This window comes from Peribacillus sp. NPDC097198 (assembly GCF_044762055.1).
In the GTDB taxonomy this organism is placed as follows: Bacteria; Bacillota; Bacilli; order Bacillales; family DSM-1321; genus Peribacillus.
In genome coordinates, this window is sequence record NZ_JBIWDO010000004.1 from 39816 (window position 1) to 62748 (window position 22933).

At 40.6% G+C, this 22933-nt stretch carries 26 protein-coding genes; 21 read left to right on the forward strand and 5 right to left on the reverse strand.

Annotated features, from left to right (window positions below):
* The first annotated feature begins 105 nt into the window (after window positions 1-105).
* Window positions 106-2676: a vitamin B12-dependent ribonucleotide reductase gene (locus ACIQXQ_RS07930; protein WP_402869454.1), complete on the forward strand. Its 2571-nt coding sequence runs from the start codon at window positions 106-108 to the stop codon at window positions 2674-2676.
* A 201-nt stretch (window positions 2677-2877) separates the two neighbouring features.
* On the opposite strand, the gene ACIQXQ_RS07935 is transcribed toward ACIQXQ_RS07930, so the two are convergent.
* Both ACIQXQ_RS07935 and ACIQXQ_RS07940 read right to left on the reverse strand, forming a co-directional pair.
* Entirely contained in the window at window positions 2878-3417 is a 540-nt protein-coding gene (locus ACIQXQ_RS07935) for a PadR family transcriptional regulator (RefSeq protein WP_402956963.1), read from the reverse strand.
* Window positions 3414-4256, reverse strand: a complete 843-nt coding sequence (locus ACIQXQ_RS07940; RefSeq protein WP_402956559.1) for a sialate O-acetylesterase — start codon at window positions 4254-4256, stop codon at window positions 3414-3416. The genes ACIQXQ_RS07935 and ACIQXQ_RS07940 overlap by 4 nt, the downstream gene beginning before the upstream one ends.
* Window positions 4257-4558: 302 nt before the next feature.
* Between ACIQXQ_RS07940 and ACIQXQ_RS07945 the strand changes: the two genes are divergently transcribed.
* Window positions 4559-5803 carry an MFS transporter gene (locus ACIQXQ_RS07945; RefSeq protein WP_402869452.1) on the forward strand — a complete coding sequence of 415 codons (1245 nt, stop codon included), beginning with the start codon at window positions 4559-4561 and terminating at the stop codon, window positions 5801-5803.
* Window positions 5804-5832: 29 nt separating this feature from the next.
* Here ACIQXQ_RS07945 and ACIQXQ_RS07950 read toward each other — a convergent pair whose 3' ends face one another.
* Window positions 5833-6015 (reverse strand): hypothetical protein, encoded by a 183-nt coding sequence (locus ACIQXQ_RS07950; protein ID WP_402869450.1) that lies wholly within the window; start codon window positions 6013-6015, stop codon window positions 5833-5835.
* Window positions 6016-6150: 135 nt separating this feature from the next.
* Between ACIQXQ_RS07950 and splB the strand changes: the two genes are divergently transcribed.
* Together splB and ACIQXQ_RS07960 are read left to right on the forward strand one after the other, a co-directional pair.
* The gene (splB, locus tag ACIQXQ_RS07955) at window positions 6151-7176 is read left to right on the forward strand and encodes a spore photoproduct lyase (RefSeq protein WP_402869448.1); all 1026 of its coding nucleotides are present in this window, start codon (window positions 6151-6153) and stop codon (window positions 7174-7176) included.
* Window positions 7177-7255: 79 nt separating this feature from the next.
* On the forward strand, window positions 7256-8137 hold the full coding sequence (locus ACIQXQ_RS07960; protein WP_402956561.1) for a patatin-like phospholipase family protein: 882 nt from the start codon (window positions 7256-7258) through the stop codon (window positions 8135-8137).
* Between the two features lie 19 nt (window positions 8138-8156).
* Here ACIQXQ_RS07960 and ACIQXQ_RS07965 read toward each other — a convergent pair whose 3' ends face one another.
* Window positions 8157-8531 (reverse strand): SA1362 family protein, encoded by a 375-nt coding sequence (locus ACIQXQ_RS07965; RefSeq protein WP_402956563.1) that lies wholly within the window; start codon window positions 8529-8531, stop codon window positions 8157-8159.
* 130 nt (window positions 8532-8661) lie between these two features.
* A complete protein-coding gene (locus ACIQXQ_RS07970) occupies window positions 8662-9615 on the reverse strand; it encodes a DUF1385 domain-containing protein (protein ID WP_402956565.1) in 954 nt (317 codons plus the stop codon).
* Between the two features lie 347 nt (window positions 9616-9962).
* Here ACIQXQ_RS07970 and ACIQXQ_RS07975 point away from each other — a divergent pair, with 347 nt between their 5' ends.
* From ACIQXQ_RS07975 to folD, 17 genes are all read left to right on the forward strand, one after another.
* Window positions 9963-10475 carry a YqhR family membrane protein gene (locus ACIQXQ_RS07975; protein ID WP_402956567.1) on the forward strand — a complete coding sequence of 171 codons (513 nt, stop codon included), beginning with the start codon at window positions 9963-9965 and terminating at the stop codon, window positions 10473-10475.
* Window positions 10476-10568: 93 nt separating this feature from the next.
* Complete coding sequence (gene aroQ, locus ACIQXQ_RS07980) at window positions 10569-11018, forward strand: type II 3-dehydroquinate dehydratase (RefSeq protein ID WP_402956569.1); 450 nt, start codon at window positions 10569-10571, stop codon at window positions 11016-11018.
* Window positions 11015-12076, forward strand: coding sequence for a M24 family metallopeptidase (locus ACIQXQ_RS07985; protein ID WP_402956571.1), 1062 nt, complete (start codon window positions 11015-11017; stop codon window positions 12074-12076). Before aroQ ends, ACIQXQ_RS07985 begins: the two co-directional genes overlap by 4 nt.
* Window positions 12077-12102: 26 nt before the next feature.
* Entirely contained in the window at window positions 12103-12660 is a 558-nt protein-coding gene (gene efp, locus ACIQXQ_RS07990; protein WP_402869434.1) for an elongation factor P, read from the forward strand.
* A gap of 168 nt (window positions 12661-12828) precedes the next feature.
* Complete coding sequence (spoIIIAA, locus tag ACIQXQ_RS07995) at window positions 12829-13761, forward strand: stage III sporulation protein AA (protein WP_402869432.1); 933 nt, start codon at window positions 12829-12831, stop codon at window positions 13759-13761.
* Window positions 13754-14269, forward strand: coding sequence for a stage III sporulation protein SpoIIIAB (spoIIIAB, locus tag ACIQXQ_RS08000; RefSeq protein WP_402869429.1), 516 nt, complete (start codon window positions 13754-13756; stop codon window positions 14267-14269). Before spoIIIAA ends, spoIIIAB begins: the two co-directional genes overlap by 8 nt.
* Before the next feature lie 22 nt (window positions 14270-14291).
* On the forward strand, window positions 14292-14495 hold the full coding sequence (gene spoIIIAC / locus ACIQXQ_RS08005) for a stage III sporulation protein AC (protein WP_402956573.1): 204 nt from the start codon (window positions 14292-14294) through the stop codon (window positions 14493-14495).
* A gap of 23 nt (window positions 14496-14518) precedes the next feature.
* A complete protein-coding gene (gene spoIIIAD / locus ACIQXQ_RS08010) occupies window positions 14519-14899 on the forward strand; it encodes a stage III sporulation protein AD (RefSeq protein ID WP_402869884.1) in 381 nt (126 codons plus the stop codon).
* Between the two features lie 34 nt (window positions 14900-14933).
* The gene (gene spoIIIAE / locus ACIQXQ_RS08015; protein ID WP_402956575.1) at window positions 14934-16181 is read left to right on the forward strand and encodes a stage III sporulation protein AE; all 1248 of its coding nucleotides are present in this window, start codon (window positions 14934-14936) and stop codon (window positions 16179-16181) included.
* Window positions 16182-16197: 16 nt separating this feature from the next.
* Window positions 16198-16812: a stage III sporulation protein AF gene (gene spoIIIAF / locus ACIQXQ_RS08020; RefSeq protein ID WP_402956577.1), complete on the forward strand. Its 615-nt coding sequence runs from the start codon at window positions 16198-16200 to the stop codon at window positions 16810-16812.
* Window positions 16813-16815: 3 nt separating this feature from the next.
* Complete coding sequence (gene spoIIIAG, locus ACIQXQ_RS08025) at window positions 16816-17487, forward strand: stage III sporulation protein AG (RefSeq protein ID WP_402869421.1); 672 nt, start codon at window positions 16816-16818, stop codon at window positions 17485-17487.
* A 14-nt stretch (window positions 17488-17501) separates the two neighbouring features.
* Window positions 17502-18086: a SpoIIIAH-like family protein gene (locus ACIQXQ_RS08030; protein ID WP_402869419.1), complete on the forward strand. Its 585-nt coding sequence runs from the start codon at window positions 17502-17504 to the stop codon at window positions 18084-18086.
* A gap of 592 nt (window positions 18087-18678) precedes the next feature.
* Entirely contained in the window at window positions 18679-19173 is a 495-nt protein-coding gene (gene accB / locus ACIQXQ_RS08035; RefSeq protein ID WP_402869417.1) for an acetyl-CoA carboxylase biotin carboxyl carrier protein, read from the forward strand.
* Between the two features lie 14 nt (window positions 19174-19187).
* On the forward strand, window positions 19188-20540 hold the full coding sequence (gene accC, locus ACIQXQ_RS08040; protein WP_402869415.1) for an acetyl-CoA carboxylase biotin carboxylase subunit: 1353 nt from the start codon (window positions 19188-19190) through the stop codon (window positions 20538-20540).
* A gap of 29 nt (window positions 20541-20569) precedes the next feature.
* Complete coding sequence (locus ACIQXQ_RS08045; RefSeq protein WP_402869413.1) at window positions 20570-20983, forward strand: Asp23/Gls24 family envelope stress response protein; 414 nt, start codon at window positions 20570-20572, stop codon at window positions 20981-20983.
* A gap of 465 nt (window positions 20984-21448) precedes the next feature.
* Window positions 21449-21841: a transcription antitermination factor NusB gene (gene nusB / locus ACIQXQ_RS08050; RefSeq protein ID WP_402869411.1), complete on the forward strand. Its 393-nt coding sequence runs from the start codon at window positions 21449-21451 to the stop codon at window positions 21839-21841.
* Between the two features lie 67 nt (window positions 21842-21908).
* Entirely contained in the window at window positions 21909-22784 is an 876-nt protein-coding gene (gene folD / locus ACIQXQ_RS08055; RefSeq protein ID WP_402869409.1) for a bifunctional methylenetetrahydrofolate dehydrogenase/methenyltetrahydrofolate cyclohydrolase FolD, read from the forward strand.
* Window positions 22785-22933 lie beyond the last annotated feature (149 nt).

A 22933-nucleotide genomic window follows, 5' to 3' on the forward strand; every position in this document is an offset into this window, starting at 1 on the left:
CGCTATGATAAATTTAGTGTAACTTGTTAAGCGAAACGGACATGTAGGTTACATATTGATTTTTGCAACAAGAACGGATCTGAAACATGTAAAGGAGAGGGAATTATGTCGGTTGTAATTAAAGAAGCTTTAAAGGTTGATCTAGAAAGGTTGAATAAAGATATATCTTTATTTCCCCAAGTTCATCCTGTAACGGCTGATATGAAAATGATGCATAAGGGCGTGTCCCGTCTAGTTATGCTTGACCGTTATTCTTTTAAGGATACTGAAAAAATCACACTCTCTGCTGGCGATTTTGTAGTATTGACAATTAAAGAAGATCCGAAATTTCCTGCACGTGGTCTTGGCCATATCGTCGAAATAGATTGGGAATCGAAAAAGGCAAAGGTTTTAGTGGATGAAGAGTTCCGCGGAGTGCTGGATAATCCGGAAGAAGTGGAAACAGGAATCATTAATCGGCCGCTTGATATCATCGAAAAGCCGCTTGAAATATATTACGAGCAAATTGCCAAGCGTAATGCAACTGGTTTGGCTTCAGTGGAAACGACTGAAGAAAAAAGAACGGAATGGTTCAATAAATTTTATGAAGAATTAAAGGACCTTAATTTCGTGCCGGCCGGCCGGGTATTATATGGCGCTGGTTCTAACACGGATGTAACGTACTTTAATTGTTATGTCATGCCGTTTGTACCAGATTCACGCGAAGGGATTTCCGAGCATAGAAAGCAAGTCATGGAGATCATGAGCCGTGGTGGTGGAGTCGGTACGAATGGCTCTACTCTCCGTCCAAGAAACACCCTTGCGAAAGGGGTCAATGGCAAGTCTTCAGGTTCTGTTTCATGGCTTGATGATATAGCGAAATTGACTCATTTGGTTGAACAGGGTGGAAGTAGACGCGGTGCCCAAATGATCATGCTTACTGATTGGCACCCAGACATTGCGGAATTCATTATTTCAAAAATGCAAAATCCGAGGATTCTTCGTTACCTAATGGAGAACACAAAAGATGAAACCATAAAGAAATATGCATCGGATAAATTGAAGTTCACACCGCATACCGAACAAGAAACGGCGATGTACCAAGGAATCATTAATTATAAAGAGATTCCGGGTCTAGGTGGATTCAGTGAAAAAATCATTAGGGATGCTGAAGAAAAAGTTCGCGTAGGCGGAACGTATAGCGTCCACAATCCGGACTTTTTGACTGGTGCCAATATCTCAATCTGCTTAACCAAAGAGTTCATGGAAGCCGTCGAAAAAGATACGGAGTATGAGTTGCGCTTCCCTGATGTCGAAAGCTACGACGCGGAAGAAATGGCGATTTATAATGATGAGTGGCACAATGTAGGAGACGTACGCGAGTGGGAAAAAATGGGCCATAAAGTCCGGGTTTACCGTAAGATCCGTGCTAAGGAGCTTTGGAACCTGATTAACATTTGTGCGACGTACTCAGCAGAACCGGGAATATTCTTTATTGATAATGCCAATGAGATGACGAATGCAAAAGCTTATGGACAGCAAGTCGTTGCTACGAATCCATGTGGTGAACAGCCATTGGCTCCATTTTCAGTGTGTAACCTGGCAGCGGTCAATTTAGCTGAGATGGCGGATAAAGATAATAAGACCGTTAACTTCGAAAAACTTAAGAAAACAGTTGAAGTGGGCGTGCGGATGCAAGATAACGTCATTGATGCAACCCCTTATTTCCTAGAGGAAAACAAAAAACAAGCACTCGGCGAGAGACGGGTTGGATTAGGTGTCATGGGACTGCATGATTTGCTAATTTATTGTGAAACCGAGTATGGATCAGAAGAAGGAAAAATCCTGGTGGACAAAGTGTTTGAAACGATTGCTACGTCTGCTTACAGGGCTTCGGTTGAACTTGCAAAAGAAAAAGGCAGCTTCCCGTTCCTGAAGGGAACGTCGGATGAAGAAACGAATGAGCTTAGAACGCGCTTCACGAATACTGGATTCATGAAGAAGATGCCTGAGGATATTCGTACAAGCATTGCCGAGCACGGTATCCGGAACTCCCATTTATTGACCGTGGCTCCTACGGGCAGCACAGGTACGATGGTCGGCGTTTCGACAGGTCTTGAACCATACTTCTCGTTCACATATTTCCGTAGCGGACGTTTAGGGAAATTCATTGAAGTCAAAGCGGACATCGTTCAGGAATACTTGGATCGTCATCCTGAAGCCGATCCTGATAACCTTCCTGAATGGTTTATTTCGGCGATGGAATTGGCTCCTGAAGCCCATGCGGATGTTCAATGCATCATTCAACGTTGGATTGATAGCTCAATCAGTAAAACGGTTAACGCCCCAAAAGGGTATACCGTCGAGCAGGTCCAAAAAGTGTACGAGCGCTTATATAAAGGCGGCGCAAAAGGTGGAACGGTTTATGTAGATGGAAGCCGTGACAGCCAGGTTCTTACATTAAAAGCTGAAGAAAACCAAATGGAACAGCAGCTTGAAATGGATGGCTTAACAGATGTGGAAGAAAAGAAAAAAGTCGTTCTGGTTGATACCATTAATGAACTGCGTTCGACTAATGTAACGATAGGTTCGGAAGTGGGTAACACGTGTCCAGTTTGCCGTAAGGGTGAAGTCCAGGAAATGGGCGGATGCAATACTTGTACGAATTGTGGTGCCCAATTGAAGTGCGGGCTTTAAACCAGTAATGAAAAGATGTATCGTTTAAAAAAAACAGCCCTTTGGATTAAGATAGTCCAAAGGGCTGTTTTTTAATGTCTAGAGGATTTCAGTGTGATTTCAAGTAGAGGAATGTTCTATTATTGAAAACCTTTTTATGGATTCCTTAAATAAATATCCCCTATCAATTTTACTAAGTAATATTGATAGGGGATATTATATTTATGCATTGGGCTCTTCTATTTCTTCTTTCAATTCTTTAAACCATTTTAAGTTCACTTGATGATGAGAACGAGAATTTTCGTTCATGCGGCGAAAATAATCGATTTTACCAGGAAATTCTTTTGTGATGGCTAGATAATCATCGAGGAGAGCAATTCGAGCTTCAGTCTGGTCAATTTGTGCTTGAATTAATTTTAATAATTTATATTTATCGAAATCATCTGCAAAGAGTAACGCCACATAGCATTGTAAGTTGACATATTCGGATTTAGTTCCAAACTTCACCATTAATTTTTCGAATTCTTCCATTCCTGAATTTGTGATAATAAAACGGTGGGTTTCGCGCCCATTGCTTGAAATTGTTTGATGAACTTGTTCAATCAAGCCTTTTTCCTCAAGTTGTTGTAAGTTGTAATAAAATGAACCCTTCGTAAAGTTAACGATATACTTATAATGTCGTTTTTCCATTAAAGTTAGTAGTTCGTAGCCATGCGCTCCAGGATTTTGGATCAGCAGGCCAAGTATAAGCAAGGGGATTATGATTGCATCACCTTCATCATTTTTGCTTCAAATTCAGCGTATGTGATTTTGCTTAAAGCCATATTCATACTATGAATATAAATTTGTTCTGTTTTTGAATAGTCAGTATTGGTTTTTAATGATTGTTCTTCATTCGAAAGAGGTGTTAGGACATCGCACTTTTTCGAAAATGCCTCGTAGTAGCGATAACCAAATTTTCGTTGCGAAACAGCGTCCAAATGAATACCGTCCGGATTGGCTGTTAAGCCTTCTGCCGTTACAAAGTAACAGTTTTGCTGAGTATGAGCAAATCGGAGTAACTGTTCATTAACTTGTTGAGACTCTGTTGCGTATTTTCCAAAACCTATTTTCCCTAAAAAGTCACCAAGTCCACCAATGATTAAAGGGACATCTTCAAGTTCTAATTCTTTTCTTAAAGTATCAATAATCAGGACCAATTTCTCATAATATGTTTCATGAAGAGCATGGTTGCTATCGCTTTCGCCTTGGTGCCAAAGAATACCGCAGATTTCACTAGACTCAAGCGCAAATCGAGCTTCAGATAAAGCATGTTTAAAAAGGGTACCTTCTGGATGCCAATCATTTAAAGAACTGCCGCCTTCCGCACAAGGAATTAAGCCAATTTCATCATCAGGATTGACTTTCGACCATTCCTCTGCAAAAGATGCTGCGAGACTTACACCAGCAACAGGACGATCGTAATTAATCGGTTCGGCCATCATTTGCCATTGACCATTGCGTAGCATTTTTATTTTTTCATTATAGATAGGATCTACTTCATGCAAGAATCCACGTCCTGCCATATTTGATTGACCTAACATTAAAAAAGATTTTGTCATTTAATTTTTCACGCCTTTGTATAATATAGTCTAATTAGACTATCGTCAATTTGTTTGTCTACAAGGAACTTTTACTAACGAAAAATATAGAATCCCATCATGCTGATTACTTTATATGTCATACTTAAACTTATTAAAAAGCTACAAAAAGTCGTCGAGGTAAGCTAAGGAGCTTTCCTCGACGACTTTTTGAGTTATTCCCTATTAGCATGTCCAACCCTTTTTTTTTGGAAAATGTCTTTATGAAGTATTTTCAGTTTTATGGTTAGACTATTCATTATCAACATTAATGAGGTGTTTGAATGGAAAACCAGAAAGGTAATAGTAAGGTTAGCGTGTGGTGTATTGTAAGCATGGCTTCGATTCCTCTCGTTATGACCCTGGGGAATTCAATGCTTATACCCGTACTACCGGTTTTTGAAGAGAAAGTGAATATCACTTCATTTCAATCGAGTATGATAATCACCAGTTATTCGGTCGCGTCCATCTTTCTTATCCCCGTGGCGGGTTACTTATCTGATCGCATAGGAAGAAAAAAAGTCATACTACCGAGTCTAATATTAGCTTTAATTGGAGGATTGATTGCAGGGTTCGCATCCTGGAAAATGGACAGTCCATATACCTGGATAATCATTGGGCGGATCCTTCAAGGGATTGGAGCATCTGGGGCGTCACCTATTATTCTTCCGTTAGTGGGGGACCTTTATAAGGATGACGATGAAAAGACCAGCTCGACGCTTGGCATCATCGAAACGTCAAATACGTTCGGCAAAGTTTTAAGTCCGATTTTAGGATCTTTGTTTGCAGCTGTCCTTTGGTTCCTTCCGTTCTTTTCCATTTCCTTTTTTAGCCTGATCTCAATCATTTTCGTATTCTTTTGCATCAAGGTTCCAAAAAATGAAGATGAGCCCCTTAAGTTCAAGGAATTCTTAAAAAAAACGAAGGCTACCTTTAAGAAAGAAGGAAAATGGCTGTTCGTAGTCTTCATATTGGGTGTTTTCGTCATGCTCATTCTTTTTGCGGTGCTATTTTTCTTATCGGATAATCTGGAGAAATTGCATCATCTAAAAGGAGTGAAAAAAGGCTTTATATTGGCTATCCCTTTATTATTCCTGTGTATCTCCTCTTATATAGCGGGGAGGAAAATCAAAGGAAGCATTCCTTTGATGAGAAAGATCATTTTGGTCAGTTTAATACTGATGTCGGCAAGCGTGGCATTTGTAGGATATACAAAGGACAAACTCGTGATCATGCTCATTCTAGTGAGTATATTGGGGATTGCCATTGGGGCGCTACTTCCAACATTGGATGCGCTCATCACTGAGAATATCGAAAAGGAACAACGAGGAACCATCTCGTCTTTTTATAGCGCGGCCAGGTTTATCGGTGTTGCGGCAGGACCACCGCTCATGTCTGTGTTAATGAAAAATCATTTAAACATGAGTTATATTATTTCCGCCGTGATTGGTCTCATCTTGCTATTCCTCGTCTTTAAAATCATTAATAAAAAAACATTGAAACCGGACGACAAGAAAGCCGAATCCTAAAGGAATCGGCTTTCTCTTTGTTGTATCTGTCAGTTGTTTTCCATTTGTTGGCCGATTTCTTTTTCGGCCAGCTCAAGATTTGCACTTCTTAAAATGGAGTACTTGTCGACAGAGTCTCCAGGGATACGCTGTGAAGTTGGATTTTCATTAACTGTGACAGTCATTTCTTTATTTTCGGTTACTTTTCGGAATGCATTTTGCTTCTTTGACATATTGCATCTCCTTTCCATTATTTACAGAATAAAAACCATCATGAGGATTTTAGAAGTGGCAAAAGCTATCCTTATATATAGGTTGTCTAGTTTAACTAAAACTATGACCGGATCGGTCAATGAATGGAGATGGATATGAAACCCTTTATCCCACAGCTTGTTTATATCGAACCACGGGCCCTTGAATACCCCTTAGGAAGAGAACTGAAAAAGAAGTTTGAGGACATGGGTATCGAAATCCGTGAAACGACCTCTCATAATCAAATTCGGGACTTACCCGGAGATAATGATTTTCAAAAGTATCGTGTAGCTAAATCCACACTGGTTGTAGGTATCAGAAAGACATTGAAATTCGATACCTCTAAACCTTCGGCCGAGTATGCCATTCCTTTGGCCACAGGCTGTATGGGGCACTGTCATTATTGCTATTTACAGACAACGCTTGGTACCAAACCATATATAAGGACCTATGTTAATCTGGATGAGATTTTTGAGGCTGCAGAAAACTACATGAACGAAAGAAAACCAGAAATTACCCGTTTCGAGGCCGCTTGTACATCTGACATCGTCGGCATTGACCATTTGACACATTCATTAAAACGGGCTATCGAATACTTTGGCAAAAGTGAATATGGTGTGCTTCGGTTTGTAACCAAATTTCATCATGTCGATCATCTCTTGGATGCAAAGCATAATGGTAAGACAAGATTCAGGTTCAGCATCAATTCAAGGTATGTGATCAAGAATTTTGAACCTGGTACCTCAAGCTTTGACGAGAGGATAGAGGCAGCACGAAAAGTGGCGGGTGCGGGCTACCCATTAGGATTCATCGTCGCTCCCATTTATAGGCATGAAGATTGGCAGGGAGGGTATTATGAACTCTTCCAACGATTGAGCGAGGGCTTAAAAGGAGTCGACATACCGGATTTAACGTTTGAATTAATACAACACCGCTTTACGGGGCCTGCTAAAAGAGTGATTCAAAAAAATTATCCCAAAACAAAGTTGGAACTGGATGAAACCAAACGGAAATATAAATGGGGCCGTTATGGAATCGGTAAATACGTTTATCAAAATGAAGAAGCAAAAGAGTTGGAAACGACAATTAGAGAGTATATAGAGGAGTTTTTTCCGAAAGCTGTAGTTCAGTACTTTACTTAAAGAGAAAAGTTTCGCCAAAACAGTCATAATAAGCCCTGCTCCTGCTTAAAAATGAATAGACCGGGTGGGGAGGGCAGCTATGATCATTGACGGCGTATTTTCCGGAGGCGGGATAAAAGGCTATGGATTATTGGGTGGATTCCAAGAGTTGGAGGAACGTGGATTTACATTTCATAGAACTGCAGGAACAAGTGCGGGTTCTATTATAGCTGCCTTCATAGCAGCTGGGTATACAGGGGAAGAAATGGAGAAACTCTTTATTGATATAAACCTATCTGGTTTATTGGATAGGAGACACGGTCTTATACCGATTCCTTTTGCAAAATGGCTTTTAGTTTATTGGAAATTGGGATTATACAAGGGGGAGGCATTAGAAAAATGGGTAGCTCAAAAACTGGCTATCAGAAATGTGGTTACCTTCAAAGATCTTCCCCCTCAATCTCTCCGCATAATCGCTTCGGATATCACAAATGGGAAATTGGTCGTCCTACCTGATGATTTGAAGAACTATGGGATTGACCCTCATACTTTTTCAGTGGCTAAAGCGGTAAGGATGAGCTGCAGCATTCCCTATTTTTTTGAACCAGTCAAGCTGAATGTAGGAAAAAGTACGGCCCTATTCGTTGATGGGGGAGTATTGAGCAACTTCCCCATGTGGTTATTCAATTCTGAACATGTACGAAAGGAACGACCCGTCATCGGTTTGCGATTGAGTGCGGATGAAATATGGAAGCCACATGAGGTAGGAAACGCCGTGGAGTTATTCTCGGCCCTGTTCAAAACGATGAAGGATGCTCACGATTCACGTTATATATCCAAAAAACATGTTAACAACATCGTTTTTATTCCGATGAAGGGGATTTCCGCGATGGATTTCAATATGAATGATGAGATGAAGGGGGAATTAATAGAACGTGGACGAATTTACACAAGGGAGTTTTTAAAACGATGGACCTATTAAAAAGAAAAAAATCGGGCTCCTAAAATGAGGCCCGATTTTTCTTTTTATTTTTTTTTCCTTCAATGACCGTCAAGTGACTCTCCGTTTTCTTACGTGCTAAACCTTTCTTGGTCGTTTTCGCTGCCGAAAAGCTAGCCACATTATCCTTTTTCGAAGTTTTGCTCTTTAGCCGCTTTTTCGACTGACGTGCAGCCTTACGAAATGCCTGTTGCTCTTTTTTCACTGGCTTACTCTTTGTTAATCCGGTGTAGATCATATAAATAATCCCAGCGACCGCGGCAATAATCAGAATATTCTTTAGGAGTCCGATTGGGTCAGTAACCATTCTGCTTATCAGTCCGAAGACTCCGAGGGCGATGATTCCGTATATCAAAATAGATATGAAACGTTTCAACAAAGACACCTCCTTAAGAGCATCATAAGCATTTTTAGCTTATTTTAAACATTATCCATTCAAAATATTCCCAAAAAATAAAGAGGGAGTAATACTTATCATATTATTCCGAAAGTCAGTTATAAGTGTTTTACACAATAACATCCGAGTCTAAACCTTCCTCCGTACTTTTTTCCATCTTTAAGAGCTCATTGAAGGAAGCGAGTGCAACCTCGACCTGATCGTCTGAAGGGGATTTTGTGGTTAACAATTGAAGCCAAAGACCAGGATATCCAAGGTAACGAAGAACAGGAATATCTCTCACTTTATTCGTCAACTGCAATACCTCAAAAGCTATACCTAGGACGACAGGGATAAGTAAAACGCGATCCACGACACGGAGCCAAAGAGGATCGGTCGGGACGAGAAGGTACACAAACATGCCGACAATGACAGTAAATAGAATAAAGCTACTGCCGCAACGGTAATGAAGCCTTGAACTTGCCTGGACATTGGCCACATTCAATTCTTTGCCACTTTCAAAGCAATTAATCACTTTATGCTCTGCCCCATGATATTGGAACACGCGCTTGATTAATGGAGTCATGGATACTACGTAAATATATACGAGCAGTAGTATCAATTTAAATAAGCTTTCCACTAGGATCTGTGCCAGGTGACTAGAGAATATGGGTCTTGTCAATTCTGCAAGGAAAACGGGAACGAGGGTGAACAGCAATTTCCCGAATAGGAATGATAGAACACCGATAACAGCCACACTTAACCATACACTAAACCTTGAAGACTCCTTGACTTCTTTTTTCTTTTCTACTTTGGTTCCTCCAGCTTCTTCTTCATACTGTTCTGTGGAAAAATTAAGATGTTTAGAGCCATTTGCACTTGATTGTATAAGGGCAACGATTCCCCGTACAAATGGGATTTTTTTTAGCCGATTCATCACAGGCTTTGATTCTCGTGGTAAATGGTAATACACGATCGTTGAATCCTTGCGACGGACAGCGGTGACTGTGTGATGCTTGCCGCCAAACATGACGCCTTCCACGACAGCCTGCCCTCCATAAACGGGTTTTTGAACCTCAGACATTTCTACACCAACCTAAATAGTTTTTCACGTAGCTCTCTCATGGATGCTAACATGTATAGCCTAAAATATGTTCAGGTTTTTATAAATCGACCTTTCATCAATCTATTGATGATGAGCGGGGAACTTATTCCTAAACACGAACATAAATGAACCATCTCAGGAAGAAACATTCTTATACATATAAACTTCAACATTGAATGGATATTATCCTTTGAGAAAAGTACATTATTTATGAGTTAATCATACAGAATAATAACAAAAACCTCTAGTAAATCTACCCTCGAAGGCCCAAAAAAGAAAATATTCCTATTTAAGAAAGGACATACTATATATCGGAGGTGTTTAAGGTGTCTACAAATGAAACAGGTAATCATCAGCAAGAGAATAAAAGTTTGTTGCTTGCCAATGTATTTGCCATTGGTATTTTTGGGGGAATCTTTGCTAGTTTAGCCGGAGTGGCGGCACATTATTTTAAGTTTATGGAGTTTAGTCCGAAATTCATCTTAACTTTCTGGTCGGATATGTCCTGGATTGACCGTTGGCAGGGAACGATGATGACTTTGCTAGTGTTCGGAATCCTCTCCATTGGTGTTGCTTTCATATATTATGGGCTTTTTAAAAAAATTAAAAGCATTTTTGCTGGTCTGATTTATGGTGTGATTTGTTGGGCATTACTGGTTTTTGTTTTCAAGCCAATGTTTTCAGATTTGCCCGCTGTTTCGAAGATGTCATCCAATTCCATCATAACCAGTGTTTGCATTTTTATATTATACGGTCTTTTTGTAGGATATTCTATATCCTATGACCATCAGGAATATCTGCGTCAAAAAGAAATCGCTGAAAATCAATCGGGAAGCTGATCGGGCCGTTTGTAAAAAAGTAGTAAGACAATTTGTAATTATGATAGAATATTCATGGAAAGCATTATTTAACCATGAGCAGGTGTTGGAAAGATGATAAAAATTTTATTAATTAATGGTCCGAACCTTAATCGATTAGGTAAACGGGAACCGGTTCATTATGGCTCCTCTACCCTAGAAGATGTGGAAGCCCAATTGAATGAGCAAGCAGAAGGGTTAGATGTGGACTTGAGCTGTTTTCAATCTAATCATGAAGGTGAGATCATCGATAAACTACATTGGTCAGAAGATCATGGATTCGATGGGGTCATCATTAATCCAGGAGCATTCACGCATTACAGCTATGCGATTCGTGATGCGATTGCCGGTATTGATGTTCCGGTTATTGAGGTGCATATTTCGAATATACATGCCCGTGAGAGTTTCCGTCACGAATCGGTTACTGCCCCGGTATCAGCTGGACAGATTGTCGGATTGGGAATACATGGATATGAATTGGCATTACAGGCCATTACGAAAATTGCAAGGGGGAGAATTAAATGAATAAACTGGAACGGTTGCGCGAATCAATGGAAAAAGTGAACGTTGATGGGTTATTAATTACAAGTACATATAACCGCCGGTTTATGACTAACTTCACGGGAAGTACCGGTGTCGTGCTGGTTTCACAGAAAGAGGCTAAGTTCATCACGGACTTCCGATATGTAGAACAGGCCGGGACCCAGGCTAAGGGTTTTGAAATCGTTCAACATAAAGGAACACTCCTTGAAGAAGTCGGGAAACAAGTTGAAGAGATGAAAATTACCAAATTGGGCTTTGAACAAGACCATATGACATTTGCCACATTTAAGGCTTATGAAAAGGCTATCAAAGCTCAACTTTTGCCGTTGTCGGGAGTAATTGAGAATTTACGCTTGATAAAGACTTCTTCAGAGATTAAGATATTAAAGGAAGCGGCTGCTATCGCTGATGCTGCCTTTACACATATTCTTGATTTTATTCGTCCAGGCGTCACTGAGCTGGATGTGTCCAATGAACTTGAATTCTTCATGAGGAAACAAGGCGCAACTTCATCTTCTTTCGATATCATTGTCGCATCAGGTGTTCGATCTGCTCTTCCACATGGTGTTGCAACGGATAAGACTATCGAAAAAGGTGACTTCATCACATTGGATTATGGTGCGTACTATAATGGATATGTATCGGATATCACCCGCACATTAGCAGTCGGTAAGCCAAGTGAAGAACTTATTAATATTTATGACATTGTTTTAGAAGCTCAATTACGCGGCATGGCTGGGATTAAACCTGGGATGACGGGTAGGGAAGCGGATGCACTAACTCGCAATTTAATTGAAGAAAAAGGGTTTGGACAATACTTTGGACACTCGACGGGACATGGAATTGGTCTTGAAGTCCATGAAGGTCCCGCATTATCCGTAAGGTCTGATATCATTTTAGAACCAGGCATGGCAGTTACCGTTGAACCGGGGATTTACCTACCGGGAATTGGCGGAGTACGCATTGAAGATGATACAATCGTTACATTAAGTGGTAACGAAGCACTTACTCATTCATCAAAAGAGTTAATCATTCTGTAAACATGTACATGTAGGAGGACAAATTTATGATTTCAGTAAACGATTTTCGCACAGGTGTAACCATTGAAGTAGATAATGGAATTTGGCAGGTTATTGAATTCCAACACGTTAAACCAGGTAAGGGAGCGGCATTTGTACGTTCTAAATTACGTAATCTTCGTACAGGTTCCATCCAAGAAAAAACTTTCCGCGCCGGTGAAAAAGTGGCGAAAGCACATATCGAGAACCGCAAAATGCAGTATCTTTATGCAAGTGGAGACAGCCATGTATTCATGGATAACGAAACATACGACCAAATCGAACTTCCAGCATCAAGTATCGAACGCGAATTGAAATTCTTAAAGGAAAACATGGAAGTACATATCTTGACTTTCCAAGCGGAAACACTAGGCGTCGAGCTTCCTAATACAGTTGAACTTGAAGTTGCTGAAACAGAGCCAGGCATTAAAGGCGATACATCTTCAGGTGGAACAAAAACTGCTGTACTTGAAACGGGCCTTTCCGTTCAAGTGCCATTCTTCATCAACCAAGGCGACAAATTATTGATTAACACAAACGAAGGTTCATACGTATCACGTGCCTAAGTTAACCTAAGTCATAAGAAGTCCGGGATTAATCATCCCGGGCTTTTTTTTATGTTTTTTTAGTCACAAAGATGAATTCAGGCGATGCTTCTTTGATTAGCTTGTCATCATTATATGATTCCCGGCATACATTTTATTGAAAGTGGTGTATACAGGAGGATTGCCTAAATGGAAATGGTACTTTCTTTTCTACCGAAAAAACTATGCGCACATCTCCAAGGGATGACCCCGATGATGATAGAAAAAATAGAAGAGCTGAGGATTCGAGTCGGCAGGCCGTTAGAAGTGATAGTAGGGGGAAATCCTTTCTTTTTCCCTTATGAAGTGACCCCGAGTGATGCAGAGCAATTACTGAATTCTATAGGCCAATTTTCGCTATATACGCTAGAAGAAGAATTAAAGCGCGGTTATATCACCATAGCCGGGGGACATCGTGTAGGACTAGCGGGCAAGGTCATACTGGAAAATGGGATGGTCAAGGCGATAAGGGATATCTCGTCCTTTAATATTCGGGTAGCACGTGAAAAGATAGGGGCAGCTGAACCACTCACGGCTTATTTATATAATGGGGAATGGCAGCATACCCTTTTAATCGGTGCCCCCCAGTCAGGGAAAACGACCATTTTGCGTGATATTGCCAGAATGATCTCGAGTGGAATCGATCGGAAGGGCATCCCTCCTCAAAAAGTGGGGATTGTGGATGAACGATCGGAAATAGCTGGTTGTGTTCATGGAGTTCCTCAACTTGAATTCGGCCCAAGGGTGGATGTCCTTGATGGCTGCCCCAAAGCGGAAGGGATGATGATGATGATTCGTTCTATGTCCCCGGATGTATTGGTTGTGGATGAAATTGGACGGGCAGAGGATACACAAGCGGTACTCGAAGCCGTAAACGCAGGAATTAAACTGATCATCACTACGCATGGCCATACACTGGAGGAAGTGAAAAAACGTCCTTTTGTATCGGAAATCTTAAGACAGAATATTTTTGAACGCTTTATTGAATTACAAAGAAGTAAGACAGGAGACCGGAGTTATAGGGTGTTCGATGCGGCGGGTGGCCAATTATTCTTAGGTGGAGCCGTGAGTCCTCATGTTTAAGATGATTGGAGCGGCCATCATTATTTTAGCCACAACATGGGCGGGCTTTGAAGCCGCCAAGAAATTGAGTATGCGCCCCCGCCAGTTACGTCAACTGAAAGTCGCCATGCAATCGCTTGAAGCTGAAATCATGTATGGGCAGACCCCTTTGAAAGAAGCAGCCCAGAAGCTCTCCAAGCAAATGCCAAAACCACTTTCCCACTTTTTCCATACGTTTGCCAATCGACTTGAATCAGGCGAAACAACTGTAAAAGAGGCTTGGGACGCTAGCTTGAAAAAGATATGGCAGTCCCTTGCTTTAAAGCAAGGGGAGTTTGAAATCCTATCTCAGTTCGGTGAAACCCTTGGGAGAAGTGATAAATATCATCAGCAAAAACAAATCATGCTAACGATGGCACACTTGGAACGGGAAGAGAACGATGCACTGGAACGACAGAGAAAGTATGAAAAGATGATGAAGAGCCTAGGCTTTTTATCAGGATTATTATTAATCATTTTGCTGATGTAGGGCATATGCGGGAGGGATAAACATGGGCATTGATGTGGACATCATATTCAAGATAGCGGGTGTGGGGCTTGTCGTGGCGTTTCTTCATACGATTCTCGATCAGGTAGGGAAAAAGGAATATGCTCAGTGGGTGACACTTTTTGGCTTTATCTATATTTTGTTTATGGTAGCTTCCGTGATAGAGGATCTATTTCAAAAAATTAAGTCCGTATTCCTATTCCAGTAAAGGGGGTAATCGCGATTGAAATCATAAAAATCGTCGGAATTGCCCTAGTAGCCACCTTTTTAGCCTTGATAGTCAAGGAGCAGAAGCCAAATTTTGCTTTTTTGTTAGTCGTTTTTGTAGGTTGTACAATCTTTCTCTTTCTGGCGGATAAAATATACGAAATCATTTTGATGCTTGAAAAGATAGCTGTGAATGCGAATGTCAATACAGTTTATTTAGAGACAATCTTGAAAATTATCGGAATTGCTTATATCGCTGAATTTGCTTCTCAAATCACAAAAGATGCAGGTCAAGGGTCATTAGCTTCCAAAATAGAACTGAGCGGGAAGATTTTGATCTTGGCCATGGCCATTCCCATTTTGACGGTCATTATTGAAACGGTAATACAGATGCTCCCTAGTTAATGGACTATTCCAACTAGTCAATTGAGGTGAATGTATGAAGCAGCAGATGCCTTTCTTATTCTTCCTATTCGTTTTATTCTTTTTCCTGCATACATCTGTTGGACATGCTGCCGAAAATGGTGAAATCAAGAATGAGCCCATTAAGCAATCTGAGGAAGAACAGACATGGAGGGATAACCAGGAACCAATCATGCAATCAGAACTGGTACAAGCCCAAATTGAAAGATTAGGCGTTGACGAGCTCAAGCAATATTGGGATGACATCGTAACGGAATATGGCGGTTTCTTACCGGAAAGCCAAAAGGGTAGTTTTATGGATTTTGTGAGTGGTGAAAAGAAGTTTTCATTCGAACAATGGTTTAAAGGCATAATGAAATTCGTCTTTCATGAACTCCTTGTAAACGGTAAATTACTGGGATCGCTCATTCTTTTGACCGTGTTCAGCATGTTTCTGCAAGCACTACAGAATGCTTTTGAACGGAGCTCAGTGAGTAAGGTGGCCTATGCGATCGTTTATATGGTATTGATCATAATGGCACTGAATAGTTTCCATGTGGCCATTGAATATACAAAAGATACGATTGATCTAATGATTTCCTTTCTAATGGCGCTCCTACCTTTGTTGTTAGCTTTAATAGCGGCTTCAGGTGGTCTTGTATCCGCTGCATTCTTTCATCCAATCTTAATGTTCCTGATGAATACCAGTGGGATATTGATCCAATATGTCGTCCTGCCTCTCTTATTCTTCGCTGCCATTTTAAGTATTGTCAGCACATTGTCTGAACATTACAAAGTGACCCAACTCGCGCAATTGCTTCGTAATTTTGCTATCGGGATCCTGGGTGCCTTCATGACGATATTTCTCGGTGTGATTTCCGTCCAGGGTGCCTCATCCGCCGTTGCCGATGGAGTGACGATCAGGACGGCAAAATTCATTACCGGTAATTTCATTCCGGTGATAGGGCGTATGTTCACTGATGCGACGGATACAGTCATTAGTGCATCAGTCCTTCTTAAAAATACGGTGGGCTTGGCAGGTGTCGTCATCCTTCTGCTCATCATTGCTTTCCCCGCCATAAAGATCTTAATGATCGCTTTTGTCTATAAGTTGGCTGCCAGTCTTTTGCAACCACTTGGAGGAGGACCCGTCATCAATTGTCTCGACATTATTAGTAAGAGTATGATTTATATTTTTGCAGCGCTGGCCATCGTATCTCTCATGTTCTTTTTATGCATCACCGTAATTATCGCAGCCGGGAATATAACGCTGATGGTCCGCTAGGAAGGATGAAGTGTGAGTGAGCTTTTTAGCTGGTTGGATAACAAATATTATCGTATTTGTATTGCTGGCAACCGTGATCGATATGCTGCTTCCCAGTTCAGCACTGCAAAAATATGCAAAAATGGTCATCGGACTATTATTGATCGCGATAATTCTTACTCCAATTTTGGGACTATTTCATACGGATTTTGATAAAATTCTTTCCACTGTGACAAGTGAATTTGAAAACCCAAATAAAAAAGATTTAGGAAATTTAACAGAAATGAAGAAAAAAGAAATACAAGCTACCCAAGGTGCATATATTTTAGAACAAATGGCTGTTGACCTACAGACAGAAGTGGAAGAGGAGTTGGTGGAGGAGTACCAAGTAAAGATCAGTTCGATTGAAGTCGGAGTCACGAATGAAGAAAGTCCGAGCTTAGAAGAACTACAGCATATCAATATTTCATTGGAGGAGGCGGAAAAAAGAGACTCATCCTCCGCGATAGAGACGGTGGCTAAGGTGGACATCAGCACCCGGGAAAAGACCACACCTACTATGTTGAACCTCGAAGCCGTCAAGAAGTTTCTGGCAGCAAGTTGGTCTGTCGATGAAGAAATCATTAAAATCGCCGGGGAGAGGAGTGACTGAGATATGAATAAAGATAAGGGTCCATTATCCTGGCTAAACAAACTATTGAACAAAGATCCGGACCAAAAAGATCCCCAAGATAAAAAACCTTCGATGTATATCTATGCCTTAATTGTTGTCCTATTGGGTGTGGGAATCATGATGGCCGGGAATCTATTGACCACCACGAACCAGGCAGGGAAGATAACGGGCGATAAAGCGGTATTCAGTAATAATAAGCAGGAAGAAGAGGATGTGGAAACATTCGGTCAGAAAAACCAGACCGACTTCAAGTCGACAAAAGATTATGAAGTATACCTGGCGAACGAAATGAAGGAAGCCCTGGAATCCATTGTAGGTGTGGAGGATGTAAAAGTCGTAATCTATGTGGATGCATCCGAGAAAAAAGTCTATGAAAGAAATAAAACCACTCAAAAACAAGTGACTCAAGAAACCGACCAGGAAGGCGGAAAAAGAACGGTCGAAGACACCTCGGTAGATGAACAGCTTGTCCTGATTAAAAACGGGGAAAAAGAGGGACCAATCATTTCCGAAACCCAAAAGCCAAGCGTACGAGGGGTCCTCGTTGTCGCTAAAGGGGCAGATAATATACAAATTAAGAAATGGATTGTCGAAGCTGTAACACGCTCGCTTGATGTGTCAAGTCACCGGGTTTCTGTCATGCCTAAAAAATAAGGGGGAAAACGAACATGTTATTGAAAAAACAAACGGTTTGGTTATTGACGATGTTAAGTCTAGTAGTGGTGCTCTCGGTCTACTATTTAACGGCTCCTGAAGAAAATGCAGCAGATTTGCCGGCAACGGAAGAACAAAAAAATCAGACAGAAAGTCAAACGGAAAGCAAAGGAGACAGTAAAGAAGAAAGCAAAAAGGAAACGGAGACTTCCACAGGGGATAATGGTTCTTCTGTAACCATTGCTTCCGGTGACGAATTTGAGGCATTAAGAATGCAAATTGAGGACGAACGTGCGAAATTGAATGAAGAGTTAACGGTTAAAATGGGGGATACCGATCTATCCGCTGAAGAAAGAGATGAAGCTTATGCTAAAATCGAACAATTAAGTGAAACGAAAGTGAAGGAAAATATCATTGAAAACTTAATTGTAGCGATGGATTATAATGCTGCGCTTGTCCGGGTTGATGGAACGGATGTAAAAGTGAGTGTAAAAGCTGATAAACAAACGAAGACGGAAGCTAATAACATCATACGCCTTGTACGTAAAGAAGTGGAGAATGCACAAAATGTAGTCGTGAATTTCCAACCGGAAAAATAATTTTAAAGTGAGTGGAAACTGATACACAACAGTTTTTCGAAAAAGGAAATATGCATGCTGGTTCTTTTCTTTAGTAGAAAAGGCCTTTTTTTTCGGAAAAAAATGGATGGTCGCGATTTGGTGGTTCCAAAAAAAGGAGACAAAAAAATAAAAATACCTCCCCTCGGCATTATCCAATGTAATCCCTTTAAAGTAATAAAAAAGGCGGTTTTACATGGTTTTTACCGTTTTAATAGGGGGAAATTCCGAATTATATTTTAAAAATAGATTTAAAAAATTCACAATCTTAAGATAAAAGTGTAATATAGAACTGTAAATAGCAAGTCCCAACTAATCTATCATTGAATATATACAAGCTAATATTGTATGATATTAGAAGCAGGTATTAAAAAATTCAAAACTTCCTGCTAGACATATTTTTTGAGGGATTTACTTCTGTTATATTACAGAAGGGATATGTGAAATGTCTTTCGGTGTTTTAAAAGAAACGGCTCCGGTGCTAGAGACGGCAGAGGCCAAAGACGATGGGCAAATTACATATACATATTGAATTGTATCAAATTTCCATTAAATCAGACAAGGGGTGCCTAAAATGAAGGTCCAAGAAATTCGTGAAATTATTAAGTTAGTCGATCAATCTAACATCGGTGAATTTGTTTATGAAAATGAAGGAACCAAAATTTTGCTGAAGAAAACGGAAGCGGGTACAGTAGCTTATCCAGCACCTGCTCAAGAAGTCGTACAAGCTAAAGCGGCTGTTGAAGTCACACCTACACCAGCAGCCCAGCCAGTAGCTAAAGCGCCAGAAGCAGCAACACCAGCAACTCCTATAAATGAGCAAGAAAACTTACATAAAATCACATCCCCAATGGTGGGAACGTTCTATCAATCTCCTTCTCCTGATGCTGATGCATACGTGAAAGTAGGCTCCAAAGTAACGGCGGACAAAATTGTCTGCATCGTGGAAGCTATGAAACTTTTCAATGAAATTGAAGCGGAAGTAAACGGGGAAATTGTAGAAGTACTTGTAAAAGAAGGCCAACTTGTAGAATATGGTCAACCATTATTTTTAGTAAAGCCTGAATGAGGAGCTGTTTCTAAATGATTAAGAAGGTATTGATTGCAAATCGCGGTGAAATTGCAGTCCGGATTATTAGGGCTTGCAAGGAGCTTGGTATTGAAACTGTAGCGGTTTATTCAGAAGCCGACAAAGAGGCACTACATGTACAAATTGCTGACGAAGCTTACTGTATTGGTCCTAAACTATCAAAAGATAGTTATTTAAATACAACGAACATTATCAGCACAGCCAAGAAAACAGGTGCGGATGCCATCCATCCTGGATATGGTTTCCTTGCAGAAAATGCTAACTTTGCGGAGCTATGTCGTGAATGTAATATTATATTCATAGGACCAAGTCCTGAGGCCATCAATAAAATGGGAACTAAGGACGTGGCAAGGGAGACCATGCGTAAAGCTGGTGTTCCTATCGTACCAGGTTCAAAAGGAATCATTAAGGACACGGATGAAGGTGTGGCACTTGCCAAGGAAATGGGCTACCCAGTCATCATTAAAGCTACAGCTGGTGGCGGCGGTAAAGGGATCCGTGTTGCGAGAACGGAAGAAGAGCTCGTCAAAGGCATTAATATCACGCAACAAGAGGCAGCAACGGCCTTCGGCAACCCGGGCGTATATATTGAAAAGTATATCGAGGACTTCCGTCATGTTGAAATTCAGGTGATGGCTGATAACCACGGGAATGCCATTCATTTAGGAGAGCGTGACTGCTCGGTTCAACGACGTTTACAAAAGCTTGTTGAAGAAACACCATCTCCGGCCCTTGATGGGGAGACACGTGCGGAAATGGGACAAGCTGCCGTTACAGCTGCTCTTGCCGTTAATTATTCCGGTGCAGGTACGGTGGAATTCATTTATGATTATGTGAATAGGAAGTACTATTTCATGGAAATGAATACACGTATCCAAGTGGAACATCCTGTTACGGAAATGGTCACAGGTGTAGACTTGATTAAAGAACAAATCAAAGTCGCTTCTGGCGATAAGCTTTCTCTTTCACAGGAGGAAGTGACCTTTAACGGTTGGTCAATCGAATGCAGGATCAATGCGGAAAATCCTGAAAAGAATTTCATGCCTTCCGCAGGGAAAATCCAGATGTATTTACCACCAGGTGGATATGGCGTCCGTGTGGATTCTGCAGCATACCCAGGATATACAATACCGCCATATTACGATTCCATGATTGCTAAATTAATTGTCCATGCACCGACAAGAGAAGAAGCAATCGAGAAAATGAAACGAGCTTTAGGCGAGTTTGTCATTGAGGGAATTAAGACTACAATTCCTTTCCATATTAAGTTACTTCAGCATGAACAATTTGTTTCTGGAGAATTTAATACCAAATTCCTTGAAATTTATGATGTAATGAACTCATAATGTAAAGGAAGACAGGAGGTGCTTTTAGAATGAGTGAATTGGAAGGCAAGTTACTCGAAATGGATGAATACAATAGTGGACTTGGTAAAGTTGAGATTGCACCTGAGGTTATAGAAGTTATCGCGGGTATTGCTGCATCGGAAGTGGAAGGTGTAGCACATATGCGGGGGAATTTTGCGACAGGCGTAGTAGAAAAGCTTGGCAAGAAGAACCACGGCAAAGGTGTTAAAGTAGACTTAACAGGTGAAACGATCAAAGTCGATCTATATTGTGTGATGAAATTTGGTGTGTCTATTCCGAAAATTGCACAGGAAGTTCAAGACAATATTCGTGAAGCGTTACTAAATATGACTGCTATCGACGCGGGAGAAGTAAACATTCATGTTGTTGGAATAGCTTTCGAAAATGCAAAAAATGAAACGGATTACGAGCAAGAAGTGTAATCGGCATCATTCTAACTAAAACCTGCAAAAACCCGACTATATGTCGGGTTTTTGTTTTGAGTCTTTATTCAATGAATCCATCCCGCTCTCATAATATTCTGTTATACGAACATAATAAGGCGGTGTATGGAAGTTTCCCTTTAATTTACGTGGGTTTTCTGTTAGAGTGTAAAAGATGAAATATGATCATGAAAGCTAAGCAGGGACTTTTGGCAGTTTCGAAAAAATATAACATGATCCGTTGTACAAAAGTTAAATGGCGAAACATCCATTTAACGTGAATCCTCATGAGAAATTGCATAGAGGTTCATGTCATGGAGAGTATTTTGACGTTTTTGTTAGCGGAAAATAGATGAATCTATAGAAATTACGATAAAGAACTTAATATTTTCGATAAATTGTTGATTATTGTTCGTCTGTACTAGCATTTTCATATATAATAGTAGATGTCAAAGGAGTAAGATTATGAAAAGAAGAGTAGCCCGTGAAAAATCCCTTCAAGCACTATACCAAATAGATATCGCCAAGTCAGAACCGGAAGAAGCTATGGAAAGTGTGCTGAACGGTGCACCCACTGACGAGTATTTCGAAACATTAGTTACAGGGATAGCGGAAAAGCGTGAACAGATTGATGGAATGATCAGAGATAATTTGGAAAACTGGACATTGGAAAGACTCGCAAATATCGATCGGAATCTACTGCGTATCGCAGTTTATGAAATGATCCATTGTGATGATGTCCCGGTAAGTGTTGCGATGAATGAAGCTATTGAAATTGCTAAGAAATTCGGTGATGACCAATCAAGCAGCTTTGTGAATGCCGTTTTATCCAAAGTCAAAGAAAAAGTCGGCAACTAAAGCTATTTTAGGTACTGATGGGTCTCCGCAATTTCTTTAGCGAAAGTTAACTTGGGAGGAACTACACATGTCAGCTCAAATCATTAATGGTAAAGAAATTGCAGAGTCGGTAAGGCAGGATATTAGCAAGGAAGTCCAACAATTACGTGAAAAAAATGTTGTGCCCGGATTGGCCGTTATATTAGTTGGTGACAATCAGGCTTCACAAACCTATGTGCGAAATAAGCAAAAAGCTTGTGAAGATTTAGGCATGCATTCCGTGTTAATCCAAAAACCTGCGGATTTAACACAGCAGGAATTAATACAGAACATCGATGAATTAAACCAGGATGACAGCATTCATGGGATTTTGGTGCAGCTGCCGTTACCTGGACATATTCAGGAAAAAGCGATTATTGAAGCGATTTCACCTGAGAAGGATGTTGACGGGTTCCATCCAATCAACATTGGCAGGATGATGACGGGACAGGATGCTTTCTTGCCGTGCACGCCGTATGGAATTATGGTCATGCTTGAACATATCGATTATAACCTTGAAGGCAAGCACGTCGTTATTGTCGGAAGAAGCAATATCGTAGGGAAACCATCAGGACAGTTGTTTTTGAATGCGGATGCAACGGTTACATATTGCCACTCTAAGACGAGTGACCTTGCTTACTTTACTAAACAAGCTGATGTGGTCGTGGTTGCCGTCGGTAAAAGAGATACAATCACCAGTGCCCACATTAAAGAGGGTGCCGTCGTGATTGATGTTGGCATGAACAGAAATGATGAAGGTAAGCTTTGTGGAGACGTTTCGTTTGAAGAAGTGAAGGAAAAAGCTTCTTACATTACCCCTGTACCTAGAGGCGTAGGTCCGATGACGATTACGATGCTCATGAAGAATACTGTTAAATCTGCTCAGAAAACACTTAACTTGGATAAACAAACAATGAAAAGTTAAAAAAAATGCCAAATTATTTTAAAGAAGCGGACCTCTTGTTTTATAATAACAAGAGACCGCTTTTTTCTATGTAAAGATTAACTGGGACTATAAGTCTGCAGTAAAGGCTGGTTCCCTTTATATCCGATTCTGTCGGAAGGAGACATTAT